The sequence below is a fragment of the Methylobacterium sp. JK268 genome (genome assembly GCF_054052225.1).
On the sequence record NZ_JBSVZN010000026.1, the window covers coordinates 125231 to 144636 of the forward strand.

Sequence of the window (19406 nt, forward strand, 5' to 3'; positions counted from 1 at the left end):
CCATGCGACGTGTCGCGTCGGCCACACGCCGGGAGACTTGCCATCGGGTCGTCCGTCCGTCTCGACACGATGACCAAGAGGTCACACGATAATGCTGGCCCGCCGGGGGTTGCTGCTCAAGACGCGCCGTAGAGTGCGGAGCAGATTGATGATCATCGGCGGCGAAGGGGGATTAGAGGTGCTGAACGAAGCTTTACTGGCCGGTGACCGGCGACACGACACCGCCTCCGCAACCGGCGCGCAGCCGCACTGGCGCCCCGTGGCCGCGCCTGCGGCGGCGAGCGGGGATGCGGTGTCGATCCTCCGCGACGCGATCCTCGGCAAGCTCACCTACGCGCTCGGCAAGTCGCCGGCGGTGGCCCGTGACCGCGACTGGTTCGCGGCGACCGCGCTGGCCCTGCGCGACAAGGTCGTGGATGCCTGCCTCTCCGCAGACAGTCCCGCCGTTCCGGTCAAGCGCGTCCACTACCTGTCGCTCGAATTCCTGATCGGCCGCCTCCTGTCCGACGTGATGGGCAATCTCGGCCTCGCCGAGACCGCGCGGGCGGCGCTCGCCTCGCTCGGCGTCGACCTCGACGCGGCGGCCGGGGCCGAGCCCGACGCGGCGCTGGGGAATGGCGGCCTCGGCCGGCTCGCGGCCTGCTTCATGGAGAGCATGGCGAGCCTCGCGATTCCCGCCTACGGCTACGGCATCCGCTACGACCACGGCCTGTTCCGGCAGGTGATCGAGGACGGCGTCCAGCGCGAGGTGCCGGAGACCTGGCTCGCCGAGGGCAACCCCTGGGAGTTCGAGCGGCCGGACCTCGCCTGCGCGGTCGGGTTCGGCGGCGAGGTCGCCATGACGGTGCAGCCGGACGGCGCGATCCGCCGCGTCTGGCGCCCGGCCGAGACCGTGCGGGCGGTGCCCTTCGACACGCCGGTGATCGGCTTTCGCGCCAAGCACGTGAACACCCTGCGCCTGTGGCAGGCGCGGGCGCCGGAGCCGATCGACCTCGCCCGCTTCAACGGCGGCGACCATGTCGGCGCGATGGCCGAGCGCGACCGGGCCGAGGCGATCTCGCGGGTGCTCTACCCGAGCGACGGGACGCCGGCCGGCCAGGAACTGCGGCTGCGCCAGGAATTCTTCTTCACCTCGGCCTCGCTGCAGGACCTGGTGCGGCGCCACGTGGCCGAGCGCGGCGACCTGCGCACGCTGCCCGACCACGCGGCGATCCAGCTCAACGACACGCACCCGGCGATCGCGGTGCCCGAGCTGATGCGTCTCCTCGTCGACGAGCACGGCCTGTCCTGGGACGATGCCTGGCACGTCACCACGAACACGCTCGGCTACACGAACCACACCCTCCTGCCGGAGGCGCTGGAGACCTGGCCGGTCGAGCTGATGGAACGGCTGCTGCCGCGCCACATGCAGATCATCTACCTGATCAACTGGATGCACCTGGAGGAGCTGTCGCAGCACGGCCGGGTCGACGCGGCGCACCTCGCCGAAGTCTCGCTGATCGAGGAGACCCACGGCAAGCGCGTGCGGATGGGCCACCTCGCCTTCCTGGGCGCGCGCCGGGTGAACGGGGTCTCGGCCCTGCACACGGAGCTGATGCGCAAGACGGTCTTCGCGCCGCTCCACGCCCTCGACACGGACAAGATCGTCAACAAGACGAACGGCATCACCTTCCGGCGCTGGTTCCACAACGCCAATCCGGGGCTGACCCGGCTCGCCGTCGAGGCTCTGGGGCCGCGGCTCCTCGACGACCCGACCGCCCTCTCCGGGCTCTCGGCCGTTGCGGAGGATGCCGGGTTCCAGGAGCGCTACGCCGCGGTGCGGCGCGAGCGCAAGGAGGCGCTGGCGAAGGTGGTCCGGGAGCGCACCGGCATCGCGCTCGACCCCTCCGCCCTGTTCGACATCCAGATCAAGCGCATCCACGAGTACAAGCGCCAGCTCCTCAACATCCTGGAGACGGTGGCGCTCTACCAGGCGATCCTGGCCGAGCCGCAGCGCGACCGACCGGCCCGGGTGAAGCTGTTCGCCGGCAAGGCGGCGCCGAGCTACACGCAGGCCAAGCTGATCATCCGGCTCGCCTGCGACGTCGCCAAGCGCGTCAACGCCGATCCGGCGGCGGCGGGCCGGCTGCAGGTCGCCTTCGTGCCGAACTACGCGGTGAGCCTCGCCGAGGCGATCATCCCGGCCGCCGACCTCTCCGAGCAGATCTCGACCGCGGGGCTCGAAGCCTCGGGCACGGGCAACATGAAGCTCGCGCTCAACGGCGCCCTCACGATCGGCACCCTCGACGGCGCCAATATCGAGATCAAGGAGCATGTCGGGGACGACAACATCTTCATCTTCGGCCTCGACGCGGCGGGCGTCCAGGCGGTGAAGGCGGAGGCCGGTTACGCGGGGCGGGCCATCGCGGCCTCGCCGCGCCTCAAGGCGGCCCTCGACCTCATCGCCTCGGGGGGCTTCTCCCCGGAGGAGCCGAACCGCTACCGCCCGCTGATCGACGAGCTCACCGGCCCCGACCGCTACCTCCTGACCGTCGATTTCGACGTCTACTGGCGGGCGCAGCGCGCGGTCGACGCCGCCTGGCAGCGGCCGCGGACCTGGTGGCGCTCGGCCATCCTCAACACCGCCCGCACGGCGTGGTTCTCGTCCGACCGCACCATGCGGGAATACGCGGAGGACATCTGGCGGGTTCGGGTCGGGTAGGGAAACCTTCCCCCGCCCTCCCTTGCGCAGGGTTGTCCGGAAAAAATACAAGGCCCCTGACCATGGGCCTTGGTCTCCGGAACACTCTATTTTGATAGCGTACGATGTAAGTCCATCTTGCTCAGGATCCCCTCTTCCGAGTGGGCCAGCGTGTGCACACTCGGAAGAGGGGAGACGAGCCTCTCCTTGTCCTCGGACTGACGAGTCCTTCGGGGGACAGGCTCCCATGCCTCCGGCCCCTCACTCCTCCGCGGCTTCTGCTTGCGCCAGTGCGCGTCGCCGCCGGTCGCCAGGGCGAGGTCGCGCAGCAAGCCGTGCCGGTCCTCCGGGATGAAGGGATCCGCCTCGACGCGCAGATGGGCCGTGTCGCCTTCGAGGAGCGCGTCGGCCGCGTCCTCCGGGCGGAAGTGGAAATGCGCGCTCCCGGCCTCCAGGGCGGCGCTCGCCGCCAGGCGCCCGAGGTCGTTCGTGAAGGGCAGCAAAGTCGCCTCGCCGATGCGCCGCGAGCACCCATGCGAACCTCGTCGCGCCCGGATCGGGCGCCGCCCCGTCAGAGCCGCGACGCCCCCCGCGCGCAAGGCGCCGGGCCATCCGGGCTCAGCGCGACCGGACCGCCTCCGCGGGCGCCTGCGTGATGACGCCGTACCACCCGAGGCCCGCATAGGTCTCGTAGCCGGGCGTCCGGTGGAACGCGGTGACGGTGAGCTGCGGATCCCGGTCGAAGCCGCCGTCGCGTCCCGCGCAGTCGAGGCGCAGAATCTCCGTCAGGACTCCGCGGCCGTCGGAGGCGGCGAGGACCCGCCCCGCCGCATCGACCAGGAGGACGCGGGTGCGGTCCCGGTCCTCGGGGGCGACCCGCACGCCCGCGACGATCGCGCGGGCCTGCGGCTCCCAATCGAAGTGGATCGCCAGCACGCCGAGCGGCCGGCCGTCCGCGCGGCCCTCGGCCCGGATGCTCGCGCAGTAGGTCGCCGCCTGTGCGCCCCTGAGGAGCGGGCGGGTCGTCACCTCGGCGGCCACGTAGCCGTCGCCGTCCGCCAGGGCGGCGGCCCGCCGGAACCACTCCTCCCCGGCGACGCTGGCGCCGCGGACCTCCGGGAAGCGGTCGGGCCGGCCGTTCGCGACCACGGTCCCGGCCGCGTCGCAGATCCAGAGGTCGAGGTAGACCGTGTAGGCCCCGAGGATCACGCCGAGCCGCTCGGCCGCGTGCGCCACGCGGTCCGGGCTCGGCGCGGCGGCGCAGGCGACGATGGCGGGATCGGTCGCCCACCAGCGCACGTCGCAAGTGCGCTCGTAGAGGTTGCGATCGATGAGTTCCACTGCGTTGAGCGCGAGATCCACCAGGCGCTCGCCCTGCGCGGTGCTCGACAGGCCCTGCATCATCGTCTCGAGCCCCCCGATGCGGCCGGCGAGTTCCGCCTCGAGCGCGCCCGCGATCGCCTCGACCTGCGCGCCCACCGCGCGCACCTCCTGCGCCACGACCGAGAATCCCCGTCCCTGCTCGCCGGCCCGCGCCGCCTCGATCAGGGCGTTGAGCGCCAGGATCTTCACCTGCGCGGTGATGGTCTGGATCGCGCGCGTCTTGTCGCCGACGATCCGCCGGACTGCCTTCGTCTCGTCCACGACCTGCGTCAGGCTCATCTGCGCCGGATCGCCGTGCCGGATCCCGATTGTGTTGGCTTTCATTGCGCAGTGCGCCCCTCGCCGCGTGCTCGACAACTTCTATGGGTCGCCTTGCAAAATCATTAACGACGTTGATCTTGGTTAGGCCGCGACTTCTGCCTAAATTCTAGGCAATGACCCAGCGTTGTTTTTGCCCATCACTGGGTGGAGTGCGTGGCTGTTGCGCGATCTGCACGTGGACGCTCTCATCAACACTTCGCCTGGCGTGCTGCGGGACGGGAGGGGCGCTGTCCGGTTGGGCAGGGCGCCGGATCGAAAGTGGGGAGGGACCATTCGTGCGGGCCCCGCCGCGCGCATGGAGGTTCGGCGGTCAGCCGGCATTCGGCCGATCGGCGGTCCGATTGCGCCGCGCGCGGCGCGAGAGCGGTTTCAAGCCGGGTCTCCCATCGCGGTCGTGAGGTCGTTCAGGCACTCTTGGGTTCTCTATTCTGCCGCCAATCCGGCACGACGGCGCAACGCGCTTCGGTTCGGCGCAAATCCCCGGATCGGACAGGGTTTCAAAATCGACGTCCCGGAATATCAATCGAGGACGGTCGTCGTCGCGAGCCGATCGGCCCGGGTGGAGACGGGCGGGGGAGGCCGGCGGCGAGGCGGTCCGGCTCACGGCCCCCTACGACATCCCGCCCGGGATGCGTTACCCAGGGCGGAAGCGAGACGAAGCCGGGGAGGGGACATGACCGCGAGCCAGGGCGAGGCGCCCGAGGAATTCGGGATCTACGACCACATCGTGGTCGGGGCGGGCTCGGCGGGCTGCGTGCTCGCCAACCGGCTGTCCGCCGATCCCCGCCGCTCGGTGCTGGTGCTGGAGGCGGGCGGGCGCGACAACTGGATCTGGTTCCACATCCCGGCCGGCTACCTCTTTGCCATCGGCAACAAGCGGGCCGACTGGCTGTTCACCACGGAGGCGGAGGCCGGCCTCAACGGGCGGGCCCTGGCCTATCCCCGCGGCAAGGTGATCGGCGGCTCCTCGGCCATCAACGCGATGATCTACATGCGGGGCCAGGCCGCCGACTACGATGGCTGGCGCCAACTCGGGCTCGACGGCTGGGGCTGGGACGACGTCCTCCCTCACTTCCTCAAGCACGAGGACCACATCGCGCCGCCGAACGCCTTCCACCGCTCCGGCGGCGAGTGGCGCGTCGAGCCGCCGCGGATCCGCTGGGCGATCCTCGACGCGATCCGAGACGCCGCCGAGGCCGCCGGGATCGCCAAGATCCCGGACTTCAACACCGGCGACAACGAGGGCTCGTCCTATTTCCAGGTCAACCAGCGCCGGGGCCGCCGCTGGAGCGCGGCGCGGGGCTTCCTGAAGCCGGCGCTGCACCGCCCGAACCTGCGGCTGGAGACCGGCATCCACGCCGAGCGGGTGCTGATCGAGGACGGGCGGGCGGCCGGCGTGATCTTCGAGCGGGGCGGCCGGCGCTTCCTCGCGCGGGCGCGCGGCGAGGTGGTGCTGTCTGCCGGGGCGGTGGCCTCGCCGAAGCTCCTCGAACTCTCCGGGATCGGCGACGGCGAGCGGCTGCGGGGGCTCGGCCTCGCGGTCGTCCACCACGCTCCGGGCGTCGGCGAGAACCTGCAGGACCACCTGCAGATTCGTCCGATCTACAAGGTGACGGGCGTGCCCACCCTCAACCTGACCTATGCGAACCTGCTCAAGCGGGCCTGGATGGGAGTCGAGTACGCGCTGTTCCGGACTGGGCCGCTCACCATGGCGCCGAGCCAGGTGGGCGTGTTCGCCAAGTCCTCACCGGACTACGCCACCGCGAACCTCGAATTCCACTTCCAGCCGCTCTCCCTCGACAAGTGGGGGGAGGGGCTGCACCCGTTCGGCGCCTTCACGGCGAGCGTGTGCAACCTGCGCCCGTCGAGCCGCGGCAGCGTGCACGCGGCGAGCCCCGACCCGGCCGCGCCGCCGGCGATCCGGCCCAACTACCTCGCCACCGAGGAGGATCGGCGCGTCGCCGTCGACGCCCTGAAGCTGGCCCGCCGGATCGTGGCGCAGCCGCCGCTCGCCCGCTACCGGCCCGAGGAGTACCGCCCGGGGCCGGAGGTGACGAGCGACGAAGCCTTGCTGCGGGCCGCGGGCGACCTCGGCACTACGATCTTCCACCCGGTCGGCACCGCCCGGATGGGGCCGGACCACGAGACGGGCGCCGTCCTCGACGCCCGGATGCGGGTGCGCGGCGTGCGTGGCCTGCGGGTGGTCGACGCCTCCGCCATGCCCCGGATCACCTCGGGCAACACCAACTCGCCCACCATCATGATGGCCGAGAAGGGCGCCGCGATGATCCTGGAGGATTCGGCGGGGGGTTGAGAGTCGGCGCGGCTACTCCTCCTCCCCGTCGCCCTCGATCGGGAAAGGGTCCGGATGCCGGTGGATCACCGTGGCGGCGCCGGCCCGCGGGAAGGTCGGCGCGGCCGCGACGCCCGGCGCCGCGAGCCCGGGACCCGGATCGGAGGGCATCAGGTTGGCGAAGGCCGCGACGATCCCGGCGGTCCGCCGGAGATCCTCCGGTTGGCGCGGGTCGGCGGCGACGCGGCCCGCCTCGCGGGCGAGGCGCAGGTTGCAGGCCCGGGACGGCAGACCCTCGTCCGGCGAGCAGGCGTCGTGATGCGCGCAGGCGAGGTCGAGGGCGTCGATGGGCGGCAGCGGCGCGTTGTTGCCCGGGCCGCAGTAATTGCCGTGGACGAGCAGGGCGGGTTGGCGGGGCGGCACGGCCGTCTGGGCCAGGGCCGGCACGGCCAAGCCGAGGGCGAGGAGGGGCGAGATGGCGAGCCATCGCATGAGGAACTCCCGGTTCGACCCGCGACCGGCGGGGGCTCGTGCCCATCCGTGAGCCGCGGCAGGGGGCGGCAGGGCCGCTTTGCGTGGGAAATAGGATAGGCAAGCGTCCGACCGCTGACAGGGGCATGACCGGGCAGGCATCGGGCGTCCCGCAGCGCCCTTGAGCGGACGGGAGTCGGCGTCTCCGAAGGGGCGGGAACGCGCCAGTGTCGTTTCCAAGGTGTGACCTCGTTGCGCCCGCGCGCGGTGCAGTCTCTGAGAAATCAGGCACTTAGCCGGCGCAAGGGTGCGGATGAGCTGCGTATTCCGTTGAGTTAAGCGGGTCATCAGCGCGGGCGGAGTTCATCTTAGAAGAAATTTCCGCTTGATTCTGTAAAGAAAGTATACAACATCTCTGGCGTATCGAGGATGATGTCGGTGCTGATGACAGGCGGATACGATCCGCGTCGAGCTGTGTTGGCGAGGGCGGGGCTCCTGTCGGGGAGAGATGCCTTCACGGCTCGGCGGATCGCTGTGCCAGATCGGAGATCGCAGGTCACCAGGCCGGTCCGGCCGGCATTCCGCCAATTCGACGAGAGAGGAATGAATTGGATCGACACCGTTGTTGATGCCGCGGTGGGAGCGGCGGTGGAATGCCTTGCGCCCGCACCTGTTCTCATCGTCGGTGCCCCCAAGCAGGTGACCGACCGGCTGCGAGACCATGGCTACCTGGCGGACGGCGTCGCTCTGCCGAGTGACGCGTGGAGGGATGCGGATTGGGCGAAGCAGATCGGCGTAACGCAGGTCGTCTTGGCGCTGCTGGATCCGACCGTGGCGAGGGACTGGGCGGCACGCCTCTCGATCTTCACCGATTCCAGCGTCGAGACCCTGATCATCTGCAGCGTCAGCCGGGACGCCGTCGCTCCGTGGCGCGCGATGATCGAGGATGCTGCGTTCCGCGCCGGCTTCCGCAAGCATCCCGCCTTCTATCGGGTCAACCCGTACGATGACATCGACCGCGGGCGCCTCCCCATCCTGACGCCCCTGGTGCGAGTGCCCGGAGCGGCCGACGAGGATCTCGGCGGGGTGGCGCGGCACCTTATGCCGCACGCGGATCTGTCACGGGAGACCGGGCGGCGCTCCGACGCGCACCTGTACCGCTACCAACTCGCGTCGACCTTCGTGCAGCCTCGCGACCGCGTCGTCGAGATCGGCAGCGGCGTGGGCGCCGGGGCCTGGATGCTGGCCCGCATCACCCAGGCCATCTCCGTCACTGCGTTCGACGAGAGCGGCGACGCGGTCGCCTACGCGCGCCGGACCTTCGCCGACGAGGGGGGCCGCCTGTCCTACGCGGTCGGCGATGCGGAGGACCTCGCAGGGCTCGAGCCCAACTCGGTCGACCTGATCGTAAGTTTCGGGGTCGTCGCGCATCGTCGGAATCCGGAGACCTTCCTGCGGCGATGCCTCACGATCCTGCGGCCCGGCGGGCGCCTCGTGGTCGGCGTGCCGAACCGCTGCGTCGACAAGACGACCCGGGACGCCGGTCCGCATACCCGTCATGCCTATGATTGGGAGAGGATCCTCGCCGAAGTGGGGGCGCATTTCATCATCGATGGCGCCTTCGCGCAGGATGCGGGCGACGACGCCATGGCGGACCATCGTCCCCGCCGGTGCTTCGGCATCGATCCGCATGACCCCTCGAGGCCCGACAGCGAGTGGTGCCTCGTCGTCGGGGTCAAGAGCCCGGTGGGGTGCGAGGCCGTTCCCTTCGACGACGGCCGTCTCGGCCCTCACGGTATCGAGGGCTGGTCGATGAACGACTTCGCGCAGCACTACGTCAATCCGTGGGGCGTCACTGCGGTCGGCAGCCACGGATTGCTACGCCCCTGGCGGGTCCGCGACGGCCGCTCCCGGCGCAGTCTCGCCGGCACCATGCTGGACACCGTGCCGGCGGGAAGCCCCGACGAGGCCGCCTGCCTCGCCGCGATCGGCTACGCTGCGCTGGAAGCGCCGGTCTTCGAGGCCGATCACAACCTCGTGGCGCGCATCGAGCGCTGCGTTGCGGCGCTGGGCCAGGGCCCGATCGCCGTTCGCTGGCGCATCTCGCTCATCTACCTCAAGGCGCGATTGCTGCAGATTGCCGGCGACAGGGACGCGGCGAGGGCAGCCTACCGGGAGTGCGTGGACATCGAGCCGCTCGCCTACGGCCCGTCGATCGCGACGAAGACGATCTGCGCGTGGAAGCGTCTCGGAACGATGTGGTTTCTGGAGGGATGTCCCGCCGAAGCTGAACGCGCCTGGCTCTCCGGGGTCGATGTCGCGCGCAGGATCCTGGACGAGGCGACCTGGGTCTCGGCGGCCGCCTCGGTGACGGAGCCGGACGCCGTCGGCCTCTACGAGCTCTACGACGTGTTCTCGTTGGCGCATGAATGCGCCCTCCTGCTCAGCAGGATGCGCGCGGCCCCGGCACCGTCCGGATTTCTCGTGCAGACCGAGTCGCTGACCCGGGACGGCGTCCTGCGGTCGCGTCAGCGGCAACTGGACGCGCTCGGCGCCGAGATCGGCGCGGCGCGGGAAACGCTTCAGAGCCTCAGGCGCATCCTGAACCCGTAGGCCGTCCGTCATCGCCCTAGGGTCTTGGTTCCTCCCTCCCGCAGGAGGCCCCTCGACCGTCCACCGCCCTCGGCCGCTGCTCAAGTCGCGGCGGGCGGTCTGCGCCCGTCGCGGCCTCGGCTCCGACCGGCGCCCATCCGGCTGCCGCCGACGCGGCGCATGGCCTAGGATCCACCCCGGCGCGGCGCCGTGCCGCGCAAGGAGTTCCCCCGCATGGCGACCGTGAAGCTCTGGACCGACGCGGAGGCCGAGGCCGATCCGCGCGTGAAGGCCGTGTTCGACGACATCCGCGCCACCCGGCGCTCGGACTTCGTCAACAATTTCTGGCGCGGCCTCGCCAACCGGCCGGCCGTGCTGGAGCGGACCTGGGCGAGCCTGAAGCAGGTGATGGCCGCCGACGGGGCCCTCGACCCGCTCACCAAGGAACTGATCTACATCGCGGTCTCGACCGCCAACGGCTGCAGCTACTGCATCCACTCCCACACGGACGCCGCCCGCGCCAAGGGCATGAGCGACGCCCAGCACGCGGATCTCCTGGCGGTGATCGGCATGGCGTCCGAGACCAACGCGCTCGTCACGGCGATGCAGGTGCCGGTGGACGAGCGCTACCTCGCCTGACCGGGCGCCGCGCGCGGCGCCCGGTCAGGGTGTCGCGCTACTCCGCGGTCCAGCCGCCGTCGACGCTGATGTTGGCGCCGGTGATCTGGCTGGCCGCGTCCGAGCACAGGAACACCGCGAGCGCCGCCACCTGGTCGACGGTCACGAATTCCTTGGTGGGCTGGGCGTGCAGCAGCACGTCGTTGATCACCTGCTCCTTGGTCAGGCCGCGCGCCTTCATGGTGTCCGGGATCTGCGCCTCGACCAGGGGCGTCCAGACGTAGCCCGGCGAGATGCAGTTCACCGTGACCTTGTGGGTGGCGAGTTCGAGAGCGGCGGTCTTGGTCAGGCCGGCGATGCCGTGCTTGGCCGAGACGTAAGCGGACTTGAACGGCGAGGCCACGAGCGAGTGCGCCGAGGCGGTGTTGATGATCCGGCCCCAGCCCTTGCGCTTCATGCCGGGGATCGCCGCCCGCATGGCGTGGAAGGCCGAGGACAGGTTGATCGCGATGATCTGGTCCCACTTGGCGACCGGGAACTCCTCGATCGGCGAGACGAACTGGATCCCGGCGTTGTTGACCAGGACGTCGACGGCGCCGAAAGCGGCTTCGGCCTCGGCGATCATCCCGGCGATCTCCTCGGGCTTCGACATGTCGGCGCCCGAGTAATGCGCCTTCACGCCGAACTCGGACTCGATGCCGGCGCGCTCGCGCTCGATGTCCTCGGGCTTGCCGAAGCCGTTGATCACGACGTTGGCGCCTTCCTTGGCGAAGCCGCGCGCGATGGCGAGGCCGATCCCGCTCGTCGATCCGGTCACGACGGCGGTCTTTCCGGTCAGGGTCATGCAAGCCTCCTGGCTCGATGGGGAGTGGGCGGGCGCTCAGTCGCGGGCGTCCCGGGTGAGGTCGAAGACGGCGACGCCCGCCTCCGGCCGGCAGCGCGCCAGCCAGTCGCGGTGGCGGAACGAGCGGCGCACGTCGCTGCGCCCGGCCGACCAGTGCTCCAGCATGGTCTGGCGCGAGAACTCGTAGTCCTTGGCGTTGCCCTCGTAGTTCTTGCGCCGGTAGATCAGCTGCAGGATCGAGACCGCGTTCTCGTGGCTCGCCTCCAGCAGGAAGGCCACGTCCGGATCCTGGCGCAGCTCTTGCGGCAGCTTCTCGGCGAGGCGCCGGAAGGCGTTCTTGGCCTTGTGGATCCGGATCTGGTCGTCGGTGTTCATCCGCGTGCGGCTGGAGTAGCGGATGTCCTTCTCGCGCTCGGCCGCCTCGGTGAGCGTGCGCGGCATCGGCCCGCGGGCGGAGAACAGGTCGACCTGGAAGATCATCAGGTCGCGCTGGGCTTCCCCGTCGAGGACGTATTGGAGCGGCGTGTTGGAGACGAGGCCGCCGTCCCAGTAATGCTCGCCGTCGATCTCGACCGGCGGGAAGCCCGGGGGCAGGGCGCCCGAGGCCATGATGTGTTCCGGCCCGATCGTATCGCGGTGGTTGTCGAAGTAGGTGAAGTTGCCGGTGCGGATGTTGACCGCTCCGATGCTGAGCCGCGTCTCGCGGCGGTTGATCCGGTCGAAATCGACGAGCTGCAGCAGCGTCGTGCGCAGCGCCGCGGTGTCGTAGTAGCTCAGCGCCTCGGGGGCGCCCGGCGGGTAGAGGTAGGGCGGCGGCACCCGCGGCACGAAGAAGCCCGCCACCCCGAAGGTGGCGCCGAAATTGGCGCTGACCTCGTTGAACAGGCTGCGCGCCTGCTCGCCCGGCCAGAGCGGCTCGATCTGGAAGCCCGAGGTGACCTGATCCCAGAAGGCGTGCAGGCGCTCGACGCGCCGCTCGGGCGGGTTTCCGGCGATGATCGCGGCGTTGATCGCCCCGATCGAGATCCCGGCCACCCAGTCGGGCCGCACGCCGCCCTCCTGCATGCCCTCGACCACCCCGGCCTGGTAGGAGCCGAGCGCGCCGCCGCCCTGGAGCACGAGGACGTGGCACTCGCCCCGGTCACCTTCCGGCCCGTTGTCATGGGGTGACGTCATCCGGCCGGCCTCCGCTGCTGCGACGCTGTCGCGCGCGAGGATGACGCCACGGTGACGAATCGCAAGGGTCCGGGCGGGGACCCGGCCGCGGCGGGCGGCCGGTCGCGGGTTGACAGCGCCCGGCCCGTCCGCCAAGCCGGCGCCGCCCGCGGCCGAGCCCGCGCGGCGGGCCCGGCCTCCCTGGCGGGACCGGCCGCTCTCCAGATCCGGTGAGGCGCCCCGCCGGACGCGACCAGCACGGGATCCGATGCGCTCCTACCTCGACTTCGAAAAGCCCGTCGCCGAACTCGAGGCGAAGCTGGAGGAACTCCGCGCCCTCGGCGACCGGGACGGGGCGGTGGCGATCAGCGAGGACGTCGCCCGCCTGGAGACCAAGGCGGCGGCGGCCCTGGCCGAGCTCTACGCGGCGCTGACGCCCTGGCAGAAGACGCAGGTCGCCCGCCATCCCCAGCGGCCCCACTTCGTCGATTACTGCGCGGCCCTGATCGCCGACTTCACGCCGCTCGCGGGCGACCGCAGCTTCGGCGAGGACGAGGCCGTGGTGGGCGGCCTCGGCCGCTTCCGCGGCCGGCCGGTCTGCGTGATCGGCCAGGAGAAGGGCGCCACCACCGAGGCGCGCATCCGTCACAATTTCGGGATGGCCCGGCCCGAGGGTTACCGCAAGGCGGTCCGGCTGATGGACCTCGCCGGCCGCTTCGGCCTGCCGGTCCTGACCTTCGTCGACACGGCCGGCGCCTATCCGGGCATCGAGGCCGAGGAGCGCGGCCAGGCGGAGGCCATCGCGCGCTCGACGCAGGCCTGCCTCGCCCTCGGCACCCCGAACATCGCGCTCGTCATCGGCGAGGGCGGCTCGGGCGGCGCCATCGCGCTCGCCACCGCCAACCGGGTGCTGATGCTGGAGCACGCGATCTACAGCGTGATCTCGCCCGAGGGCGCCGCCTCGATCCTGTGGCGCGACGCCGGCCGGGCGCAGGACGCCGCGACCGCCATGAAGATCACCGCGCAGGATTTGCTGCGGCTGGGCGTGATCGACGGCATCGTGCCGGAGCCGACCGGCGGCGCCCACCGCGACCCCGCCGCCGCCATCCAGGCGGCCGAGGAGGCGATCGCCGGGGCGCTCGCCGGGCTCGACGGCCTCGACGGGGACGCCCTGCGCGACCAGCGCGCCCAGAAGTTCCTCGACATCGGCCGCAAGCTGTGAGGGCCGGGCTCGCGGCCCGCCTCCTCGGCCGCCTCGGCGGCCGGAGCGACGCGCGCGAGCCCGGGCTCCTCAACCACATCTCCCTGGGCAGCCACTGCCACATGGCGCAGGTGCTGAAGGAGGCGGGCCTGCGCACGTGGTCGGGGCCCTTCGACTGGATCTTCTCCTCGGCCGCGATGGTGCGTGACTGCCTGGAGACCGACTTCGCCCGCCTCCTCGACCCGGCCGAGTACGAGACCGTCCCGCTCGCCGAGCGGCCCGACCCGGCGCTCACCCGCTGCCGCCACCGCCACTACCGCGCCGCCTGCGGGGTGCCGGTGGTGTTCAACCACCACGACCCGTCCGCCTCGCCGGAGGATTACCGCTTCCTGGAGGCCGGCGTCCGCCGCCTGCGCGCGGCCCTGGCCGACCCGCGGGCGGTCAATCACCTCTACATGCTGTCCGCCTGGCCGGTGGCTCGCGAGGACGCGGCGGCCATCTGCGGCCTGCTGTCGCGGGCGCCCTCGCGCAATCGCCTGCTGATCCTCCAAGTCGAGCCGGGGGCCGCGAGCCCCTCGCAGCGGCGGATCGACATGGGAGACGATTCCCTCGACTTCCACGTGATTCACACCCGCAGCGCCTCGCTTGGCCTTCGTTTCGCCGAAGAGGCGGACGATGCCCTGGTGCGCGATCTCGTCCGCTCCGCCGCGCGGCGCGGCGGCCACGATCCCCGATAGACACGCTCCCGATCCGCCGGCGTCGCTTGCGGTAAGGAGCGGTCAAGCTTAACGAAGCTATGGGGTTGGGCGAGGTCGATCCGAAGCGGCATTGTGCTTCGGGCGGTTGGGCGAGAACGGGGAGCCCCATGGCGAAGCGTGCGGTGCTGGCGGCGAGCGGCCTTCTGCTCGCCCTCTCCCTGGCGGCCTGCCAGGACGGCGCGTTCTCGGGCAGCGGCTCGACCCGCCACCTGCAGCCGATCCCGCAGAAGACCGTCGCGCTGATGACCCAGAAGGGCATGTCGCAGGGCGACCCGATCCTCATCCGGGCCTTCAAGAAGGAATCCGAGATGGAGGTCTGGAAACGCGGCAGCGATGGCCGCTACGCGCTCCTCAAGACCTTCCCGATCTGCCGCTGGTCGGGCCAGCTCGGGCCGAAGGTCCGGCAGGGCGACCGCCAGGCGCCCGAGGGGTTCTACCCGATCACCCCGGGCCAGATGAACCCGAACTCCTCCTACTACTTGTCCTTCGACACCGGCTTCCCGAACGCCTTCGATCGGGCCAACGGCCGCAGTGGCACCTACCTGATGGTGCACGGCACCTGCTCGTCGGCCGGCTGCTTCGCGATGACGGACGAGGCGATCGCCGAGATCTACGCCATCGCGCGCGAGTCCTTCGCGGGCGGGCAGCGGGCGTTCCAGTTCCAGTCCTACCCGTTCCGGATGACGGCGCAGAACCTCGCCAAGTACCGCAACGACCCGAACATGCCGTTCTGGAAGAACCTCAAGGAGGGCTCCGATTATTTCGAGGCCCTGCACGAAGAGCCGCGGGTCGGCGTCTGCGGCACGCGGTACGTGTTCGGCGGCCAGGACGCGGCCGCGGGCGCCTGCGCGCCGAAGGTCGATCCCGTCGTGGCCGAGAAGCGCGGCAAGGACGAGCAGGAGGTGGCCGAGCTGATCGCCAAGGGCACCCCGGCCGTGCGGGTGGTCTACCAGGACGGCGGCCAGCACCCCTCCTTCCGCGAGACCGCGCCGAGCACGCAGCTCTTCGCCGAGCAGGCTCGGCGCCCCGACCTCGGTTATGTCAGCCGTCCGGAGGCGGTCGCTGCCGGGCCCGAGGAGGTGCCGATCGACGCCAAGGGCCGGCCGATCCTGGTCGCCGAGGCGGCGCCTGCGCCGGCGAAGGACGCGAAGACCGGCCACAAGCCGGGCGAGGCGAAGGCCGTGAAGCCGACGGCGCTGGCCTTCGCGGCCCCCGCGGCGACGCCGCCCGCGATCCCGACCCGCGAGGCCGCGCAGGCGCTGGCGCCCCCGCCCGCCGCGCCGGCTCCGATCACGGTGGCGAGCGCGGATGACGATCCGTCCGCCTACCGCAAGCTCCTCGGCAACCTGTTCGGCACCGCCGCGGCGCCGCCCACCGCCCCGGCGGCGCTCCCGCCCCCGCCGGCCCCGGAGCCCGTGGTGGCGCCCGCGCCGAAGCCGGTCGCGGCCAGTGTGCACAAGCCGGCCCCGCACAAGGCCGAAACACCCAAGGCGACCGCGCACAAGCCGGAGGCTAAGGTGCCGGAGACGAAGGCGCCCGCCAAGCAGGCCGAGGCCGCGCCCGCGAAGCCGAACTGAGCCGAGGCGCTGCCGTTCGAATCCTCTCCCCTTTCCAAGCTGTCTCTTTCACCCACCGCCGGGCGAGGTGTGGGTTTCTCCTCTCTCCGCGTGCGTCACGGCTGTCCGGGGCAATGTGAGGCACTTCTCCCCTCTCCCGAGTGGGAGAGGGGCCGGGGGATCGAAGATCCCGCGTGAGGGTGGCTCGGCATCAGCAAGAAGACCGGACCGTGCCGCTGGCAGCTCGACGGTTCAGAGTTCTTGGTGAGACCTAGCCACCCTGCGCGATCTTCGATCGCCCCTACCCCTCTCCCACTCGGGCTTGCGGATTCACAGAACGCGAAAAATAAAGATAGGGCAGATACTTGCGTCGACACACGATGGTTCCCGGATGTGGCGCGGGGAACCCCTCTCCCGTGCGGGAGAGGGGCAGGGGTGAGGGTCCAGGTGGTTCAGCAAGAATTCTGAAGTGTCCCGCTGCCTGCACGACAGTCGCCGCTTGATGACGGCACGGTCCGGGACCCTCACCCCTACCCCTCTCCCGCACGGGAGAGGGGATCCCGCGGGTCTCCTCGGTTCCGTTCAAGCAACTGCGAAAGAAGCGTTTTTTTGATGCCGGAAGGCGAAGTGTGAACACGCTAGCCCACTCGGGAGAGGGGATCCCGCGCCAGACTCATCAAGGGTAGGAGGGACCGCCGCTTGTGGGCGCGGCGATCGAGGTGGCTGTGCAGATGTCAGTCGTCCATGGGCCCGTATAGATCGAGACCGAGATGGAGGCCGCGCGCGCTCAGCAGGCCCAGGGTCTCCGCGTCAACTCCGTCCCCTCGTTGAAATCGCGCATGAAGTGGCCGCAGAAGACGTCGCACCTGAAGCGCTGGGACAGGCTCGTCCAGATCGACAGGTCACCCGTTGCGCGGCCGAGAAGGGCAACGACTCGAGTGTCGAGAGCTCCCGTATAGGATTCGTCGGCCTGAAGGATCCAGATCCCGGTCCTCGCGACGATGGGCCGGCCCGATCGGCCCTGACTGATCTCACCGCGCCGGCCGCAGCGTGTCGGTCGCACGTCGAGCGGCCGGGTCACGTCGTCGGGATCGAGGTCGTCCCCGGCCATGCGCAGGCTGACATGCGTTTTCGCGATCGCCGCCAAGGGAACTGCGCTCCCCCCTACAGCTCCAACTCCACCGTCACCGGCACGTGGTCCGACGGCTTCTCCCAGGCCCGGGTGTGGCGCGCCACGGTCACCGTCTTGACCGTGCCGGCGAGGTCGGGCGTGACCCAGATGTGGTCGAGGCGCCGGCCCTTGTCGGCGGCGGCCCAGTCGGGGGAGCGGTAGCTCCACCACGTGTAGATCTTCTCCGGCTCCGGCCGCAGGTGGCGCATCGTGTCCACCCAGCCGGCCTCGCCGCGCAGGGTCTCCAGGCGCTCGGTCTCGACCGGCGTGTGGCTCACCACGTCGAGGAGCTGCTTGTGCGACCAGACGTCGTGTTCCAGCGGCGCCACGTTGAGGTCGCCGACCAGGATCGCAGGACCCGAGGGCCGCCGCCCGCCCCAGGCGCGCAGCTCGTCCATGAAGGCGAGCTTGTGGGCAAACTTGTCGTTGAGGCCTGCGTCCGGCACGTCGCCGCCCGCCGGCACATAGAAGTCGTGCAGCACGATCCCCGCCGCCGCGCCGGCCTCGGGACCCAGCACCGCCGAGATGTGGCGGGCGTCCGGCCGGTCGCAGAAGCTCATCGCCTCCTGCGACAGCAGCGGCAGGCGCGAGAGGATCGCCACGCCGTTGTAGCCCTTCTGCCCGGCGAAGACGACGTGCGGGTAGCCGAAGCCCTGCAGTTCCTTCAGCGGGAAGCGGTCGTTCGGGCACTTCGTCTCCTGCAGGCACAGGATGTCGGGCCGGGCCTCGTCGAGGAAGCGGCGCACGAGGTCGATGCGCAGGCGGACGGAGTTGATGTTCCAGGTCGAGACGGTGAGGCGCACCTGTCGGGTCTTCCGCGTGGGAGGGGGCTCAGCGCTGCTGCTGCTGCTGGCGCATGCGCTGCTCCAGCTCCTTGTCCTCCGGCCGGCCGTAGTTGATCACGAACATCATGCCGTCGATCGGCCGGCCGCGCTGGAGGTTCGAGAGCAGCACGGTGGTCTGGTAGCCCTGCGGGTCGGTGATCCGCCACTGGCTCAGCGTGCGCATCGCGTCGTCGAAGTAGAGCGCGATGCGCGAGGTGCCGCCGAGCGTCGCCCGGTCCTCCAGGCTGATGCGCACGCCGCCGGGCTCGCTCGCCACGTCCGTCACCGTGAGGTCGCGGGCGAGGTCGATCCGGTCGCGGAGCAGGAATTTCAGCGGGGTCTGCGAGATGAAGTAGAGGTCCTGAGTCGCGAGCTTGCGGTCGCGCACCGCCACGGAGGTGCCGTCCGCCACCACCTCCAGGGGCGAGGGCTGGTCGTAATCGAAGCGCAGGCGGCCCGGCTTGGCGAGGTAGAGCTTGCCGCCGATCTTGCGCCCGTCGGCGCCGATCTGGACGAAGCTGCCCGTGAGCGTCGAGACGCCGTTGAAATAGGCGTTGGCCCGCTCGATCACGGCGGTCGGGTTGGTGAGGTCGATGGCGGCCGGCGTGGTCACGGCGGCGACCTGCTGGGGCGGCTGCGCGGCCGGGGCGGCCGCAACCTCCCCGGCCTCGACCGGAGGCTTGGCGCCGCCGAGGGCGGCCGGGCGGCGCGGGGGCAGGGGCGCGCGCGGCAGCGTCGCGGGGCCGCCCGGCGCGGTCGGGGCCGGCTCGGCCTCGGGCTGCGCGACCGGATCCTTGCGGCCGCCGAAGATGCTGTCGAGGAAGGAGGTCACCTGCGCCTGCGCGGGCGCCGCGCCGGCGAGGCACAGGGCCGCCGCCAGGACGGGAAGCGGGCCGGAGCGGAAGCGGCCGGTCATCGGCGGGACTCTCCCTGAGGGGGGCGGCGGGGCCGCCCGGAAAGCGGCGCGGCGGGTGCCGCACCGTTAGAGACGGACGCTGTGGCGAATATGCGACGCCGGGGCCGCAAGGGGACGACGCCGGGGCGTCACGCCTCCTCGGCTCCGGCCTGCGTCTCGATGAGGATCTCGCGCTTGCCGGCGTGGTTGGCGGGGCCGACGATGCCCTCCTTCTCCATCCGCTCCATCAGCGAGGCCGCCCGGTTGTAGCCGATCTGAAGCCGGCGCTGGATGTAGCTCGTCGACGCCTTCTTGTCCCGCAGCACCACCGCCACCGCCTGCTCGTAGAGGTCGGCTGCCGGGTCCGCGAAGGCGCCCTGGTCGAACACCGCGGTGTCGGCGACGGCGGCCTCGGCGCCGCCCTCCTCGCCCTCCTCGGCGGTGATCGCGTCGAGATAGGCCGGACGCCCCTGGCGCTTCAGATGCGCCACGATCGCCTCCACCTCGTCGTCCGACACGAACGGGCCGTGAACCCGCGTCGTCCGACCGCCGCCCGCCATGAACAGCATGTCGCCCTGACCCAGAAGCTGCTCGGCGCCCATCTCCCCCAGGATCGTCCGCGAGTCGATCTTCGACGTCACCTG

General features: G+C 71.0%; 16 protein-coding genes. 7 read left to right on the forward strand and 9 right to left on the reverse strand.

What is annotated here, in order from left to right; translation table 11 throughout:
* The first annotated feature begins 178 nt into the window (after positions 1-178).
* Complete coding sequence (locus ACW9J6_RS24320; RefSeq protein ID WP_457119036.1) at positions 179-2701, forward strand: glycogen/starch/alpha-glucan phosphorylase; 2523 nt, start codon at positions 179-181, stop codon at positions 2699-2701.
* Positions 2702-2787: 86 nt separating this feature from the next.
* Here ACW9J6_RS24320 and ACW9J6_RS24325 read toward each other — a convergent pair whose 3' ends face one another.
* Both ACW9J6_RS24325 and ACW9J6_RS24330 read right to left on the reverse strand, forming a co-directional pair.
* Positions 2788-3183 carry a hypothetical protein gene (locus ACW9J6_RS24325; RefSeq protein WP_457119018.1) on the reverse strand — a complete coding sequence of 132 codons (396 nt, stop codon included), beginning with the start codon at positions 3181-3183 and terminating at the stop codon, positions 2788-2790.
* A gap of 115 nt (positions 3184-3298) precedes the next feature.
* Entirely contained in the window at positions 3299-4387 is a 1089-nt protein-coding gene (locus tag ACW9J6_RS24330; RefSeq protein ID WP_457119019.1) for a methyl-accepting chemotaxis protein, read from the reverse strand.
* A gap of 670 nt (positions 4388-5057) precedes the next feature.
* Between ACW9J6_RS24330 and ACW9J6_RS24335 the strand changes: the two genes are divergently transcribed.
* Positions 5058-6698 carry a GMC family oxidoreductase gene (locus ACW9J6_RS24335; RefSeq protein WP_457119020.1) on the forward strand — a complete coding sequence of 547 codons (1641 nt, stop codon included), beginning with the start codon at positions 5058-5060 and terminating at the stop codon, positions 6696-6698.
* Positions 6699-6710: 12 nt separating this feature from the next.
* Here ACW9J6_RS24335 and ACW9J6_RS24340 read toward each other — a convergent pair whose 3' ends face one another.
* Positions 6711-7169, reverse strand: coding sequence for a hypothetical protein (locus ACW9J6_RS24340; protein ID WP_457119021.1), 459 nt, complete (start codon positions 7167-7169; stop codon positions 6711-6713).
* 582 nt (positions 7170-7751) lie between these two features.
* On the opposite strand from ACW9J6_RS24340, the gene ACW9J6_RS24345 reads away from it, so the two are divergent.
* Positions 7752-9761 (forward strand): class I SAM-dependent methyltransferase, encoded by a 2010-nt coding sequence (locus ACW9J6_RS24345; RefSeq protein WP_457119022.1) that lies wholly within the window; start codon positions 7752-7754, stop codon positions 9759-9761.
* A 213-nt stretch (positions 9762-9974) separates the two neighbouring features.
* Positions 9975-10379, forward strand: coding sequence for a carboxymuconolactone decarboxylase family protein (locus ACW9J6_RS24350; protein ID WP_457119023.1), 405 nt, complete (start codon positions 9975-9977; stop codon positions 10377-10379).
* 37 nt (positions 10380-10416) lie between these two features.
* On the opposite strand, the gene ACW9J6_RS24355 is transcribed toward ACW9J6_RS24350, so the two are convergent.
* Together ACW9J6_RS24355 and ACW9J6_RS24360 are read right to left on the reverse strand one after the other, a co-directional pair.
* Entirely contained in the window at positions 10417-11202 is a 786-nt protein-coding gene (locus ACW9J6_RS24355) for a 3-hydroxybutyrate dehydrogenase (protein ID WP_457119024.1), read from the reverse strand.
* Positions 11203-11238: 36 nt separating this feature from the next.
* Positions 11239-12378, reverse strand: coding sequence for a patatin-like phospholipase family protein (locus ACW9J6_RS24360; RefSeq protein ID WP_457119025.1), 1140 nt, complete (start codon positions 12376-12378; stop codon positions 11239-11241).
* 247 nt (positions 12379-12625) lie between these two features.
* Here ACW9J6_RS24360 and ACW9J6_RS24365 point away from each other — a divergent pair, with 247 nt between their 5' ends.
* The 3 genes from ACW9J6_RS24365 to ACW9J6_RS24375 all read left to right on the forward strand — a co-directional run bounded on the left by ACW9J6_RS24365 (position 12626) and on the right by ACW9J6_RS24375 (position 15893).
* Positions 12626-13579: an acetyl-CoA carboxylase carboxyltransferase subunit alpha gene (locus ACW9J6_RS24365; RefSeq protein WP_457119026.1), complete on the forward strand. Its 954-nt coding sequence runs from the start codon at positions 12626-12628 to the stop codon at positions 13577-13579.
* Positions 13576-14295, forward strand: a complete 720-nt coding sequence (locus ACW9J6_RS24370) for a DUF1796 family putative cysteine peptidase (protein WP_457119027.1) — start codon at positions 13576-13578, stop codon at positions 14293-14295. Before ACW9J6_RS24365 ends, ACW9J6_RS24370 begins: the two co-directional genes overlap by 4 nt.
* A 128-nt stretch (positions 14296-14423) precedes the next feature.
* A complete protein-coding gene (locus ACW9J6_RS24375; RefSeq protein ID WP_457119028.1) occupies positions 14424-15893 on the forward strand; it encodes a L,D-transpeptidase family protein in 1470 nt (489 codons plus the stop codon).
* Between the two features lie 766 nt (positions 15894-16659).
* Here the strand turns inward: ACW9J6_RS24375 and ACW9J6_RS24380 are convergent.
* The 4 genes from ACW9J6_RS24380 to ACW9J6_RS24395 form a co-directional block, all read right to left on the reverse strand.
* The gene (locus tag ACW9J6_RS24380; protein ID WP_457119029.1) at positions 16660-17019 is read right to left on the reverse strand and encodes a DUF4279 domain-containing protein; all 360 of its coding nucleotides are present in this window, start codon (positions 17017-17019) and stop codon (positions 16660-16662) included.
* A 17-nt stretch (positions 17020-17036) separates the two neighbouring features.
* The gene (locus ACW9J6_RS24385) at positions 17037-17846 is read right to left on the reverse strand and encodes an exodeoxyribonuclease III (RefSeq protein ID WP_457119030.1); all 810 of its coding nucleotides are present in this window, start codon (positions 17844-17846) and stop codon (positions 17037-17039) included.
* Positions 17847-17874: 28 nt separating this feature from the next.
* Positions 17875-18783, reverse strand: a complete 909-nt coding sequence (locus ACW9J6_RS24390; RefSeq protein WP_457119031.1) for an outer-membrane lipoprotein carrier protein LolA — start codon at positions 18781-18783, stop codon at positions 17875-17877.
* A 128-nt stretch (positions 18784-18911) separates the two neighbouring features.
* The coding region (locus tag ACW9J6_RS24395) for a DNA translocase FtsK (protein WP_457119032.1) at positions 18912-19406 on the reverse strand (495 nt) is incomplete at its 5' end.

What these genes read in the sequence shown, in the direction of transcription:
- ACW9J6_RS24390 (WP_457119031.1), bottom strand. Translation starts at nt 18,783, where the DNA reads ATGACCGGCCGCTTCCGCTCCGGCCCGCTTCCCGTCCTGGCGGCGGCC.
- ACW9J6_RS24350 (WP_457119023.1), top strand. Translation starts at nt 9,975, where the DNA reads ATGGCGACCGTGAAGCTCTGGACCGACGCGGAGGCCGAGGCCGATCCG.
- ACW9J6_RS24355 (WP_457119024.1), bottom strand. Translation starts at nt 11,202, where the DNA reads ATGACCCTGACCGGAAAGACCGCCGTCGTGACCGGATCGACGAGCGGG.
- ACW9J6_RS24345 (WP_457119022.1), top strand. Translation starts at nt 7,752, where the DNA reads ATGAATTGGATCGACACCGTTGTTGATGCCGCGGTGGGAGCGGCGGTG.
- ACW9J6_RS24360 (WP_457119025.1), bottom strand. Translation starts at nt 12,378, where the DNA reads ATGACGTCACCCCATGACAACGGGCCGGAAGGTGACCGGGGCGAGTGC.
- ACW9J6_RS24365 (WP_457119026.1), top strand. Translation starts at nt 12,626, where the DNA reads ATGCGCTCCTACCTCGACTTCGAAAAGCCCGTCGCCGAACTCGAGGCG.
- ACW9J6_RS24335 (WP_457119020.1), top strand. Translation starts at nt 5,058, where the DNA reads ATGACCGCGAGCCAGGGCGAGGCGCCCGAGGAATTCGGGATCTACGAC.
- ACW9J6_RS24375 (WP_457119028.1), top strand. Translation starts at nt 14,424, where the DNA reads ATGGCGAAGCGTGCGGTGCTGGCGGCGAGCGGCCTTCTGCTCGCCCTC.
- ACW9J6_RS24340 (WP_457119021.1), bottom strand. Translation starts at nt 7,169, where the DNA reads ATGCGATGGCTCGCCATCTCGCCCCTCCTCGCCCTCGGCTTGGCCGTG.
- ACW9J6_RS24330 (WP_457119019.1), bottom strand. Translation starts at nt 4,387, where the DNA reads ATGAAAGCCAACACAATCGGGATCCGGCACGGCGATCCGGCGCAGATG.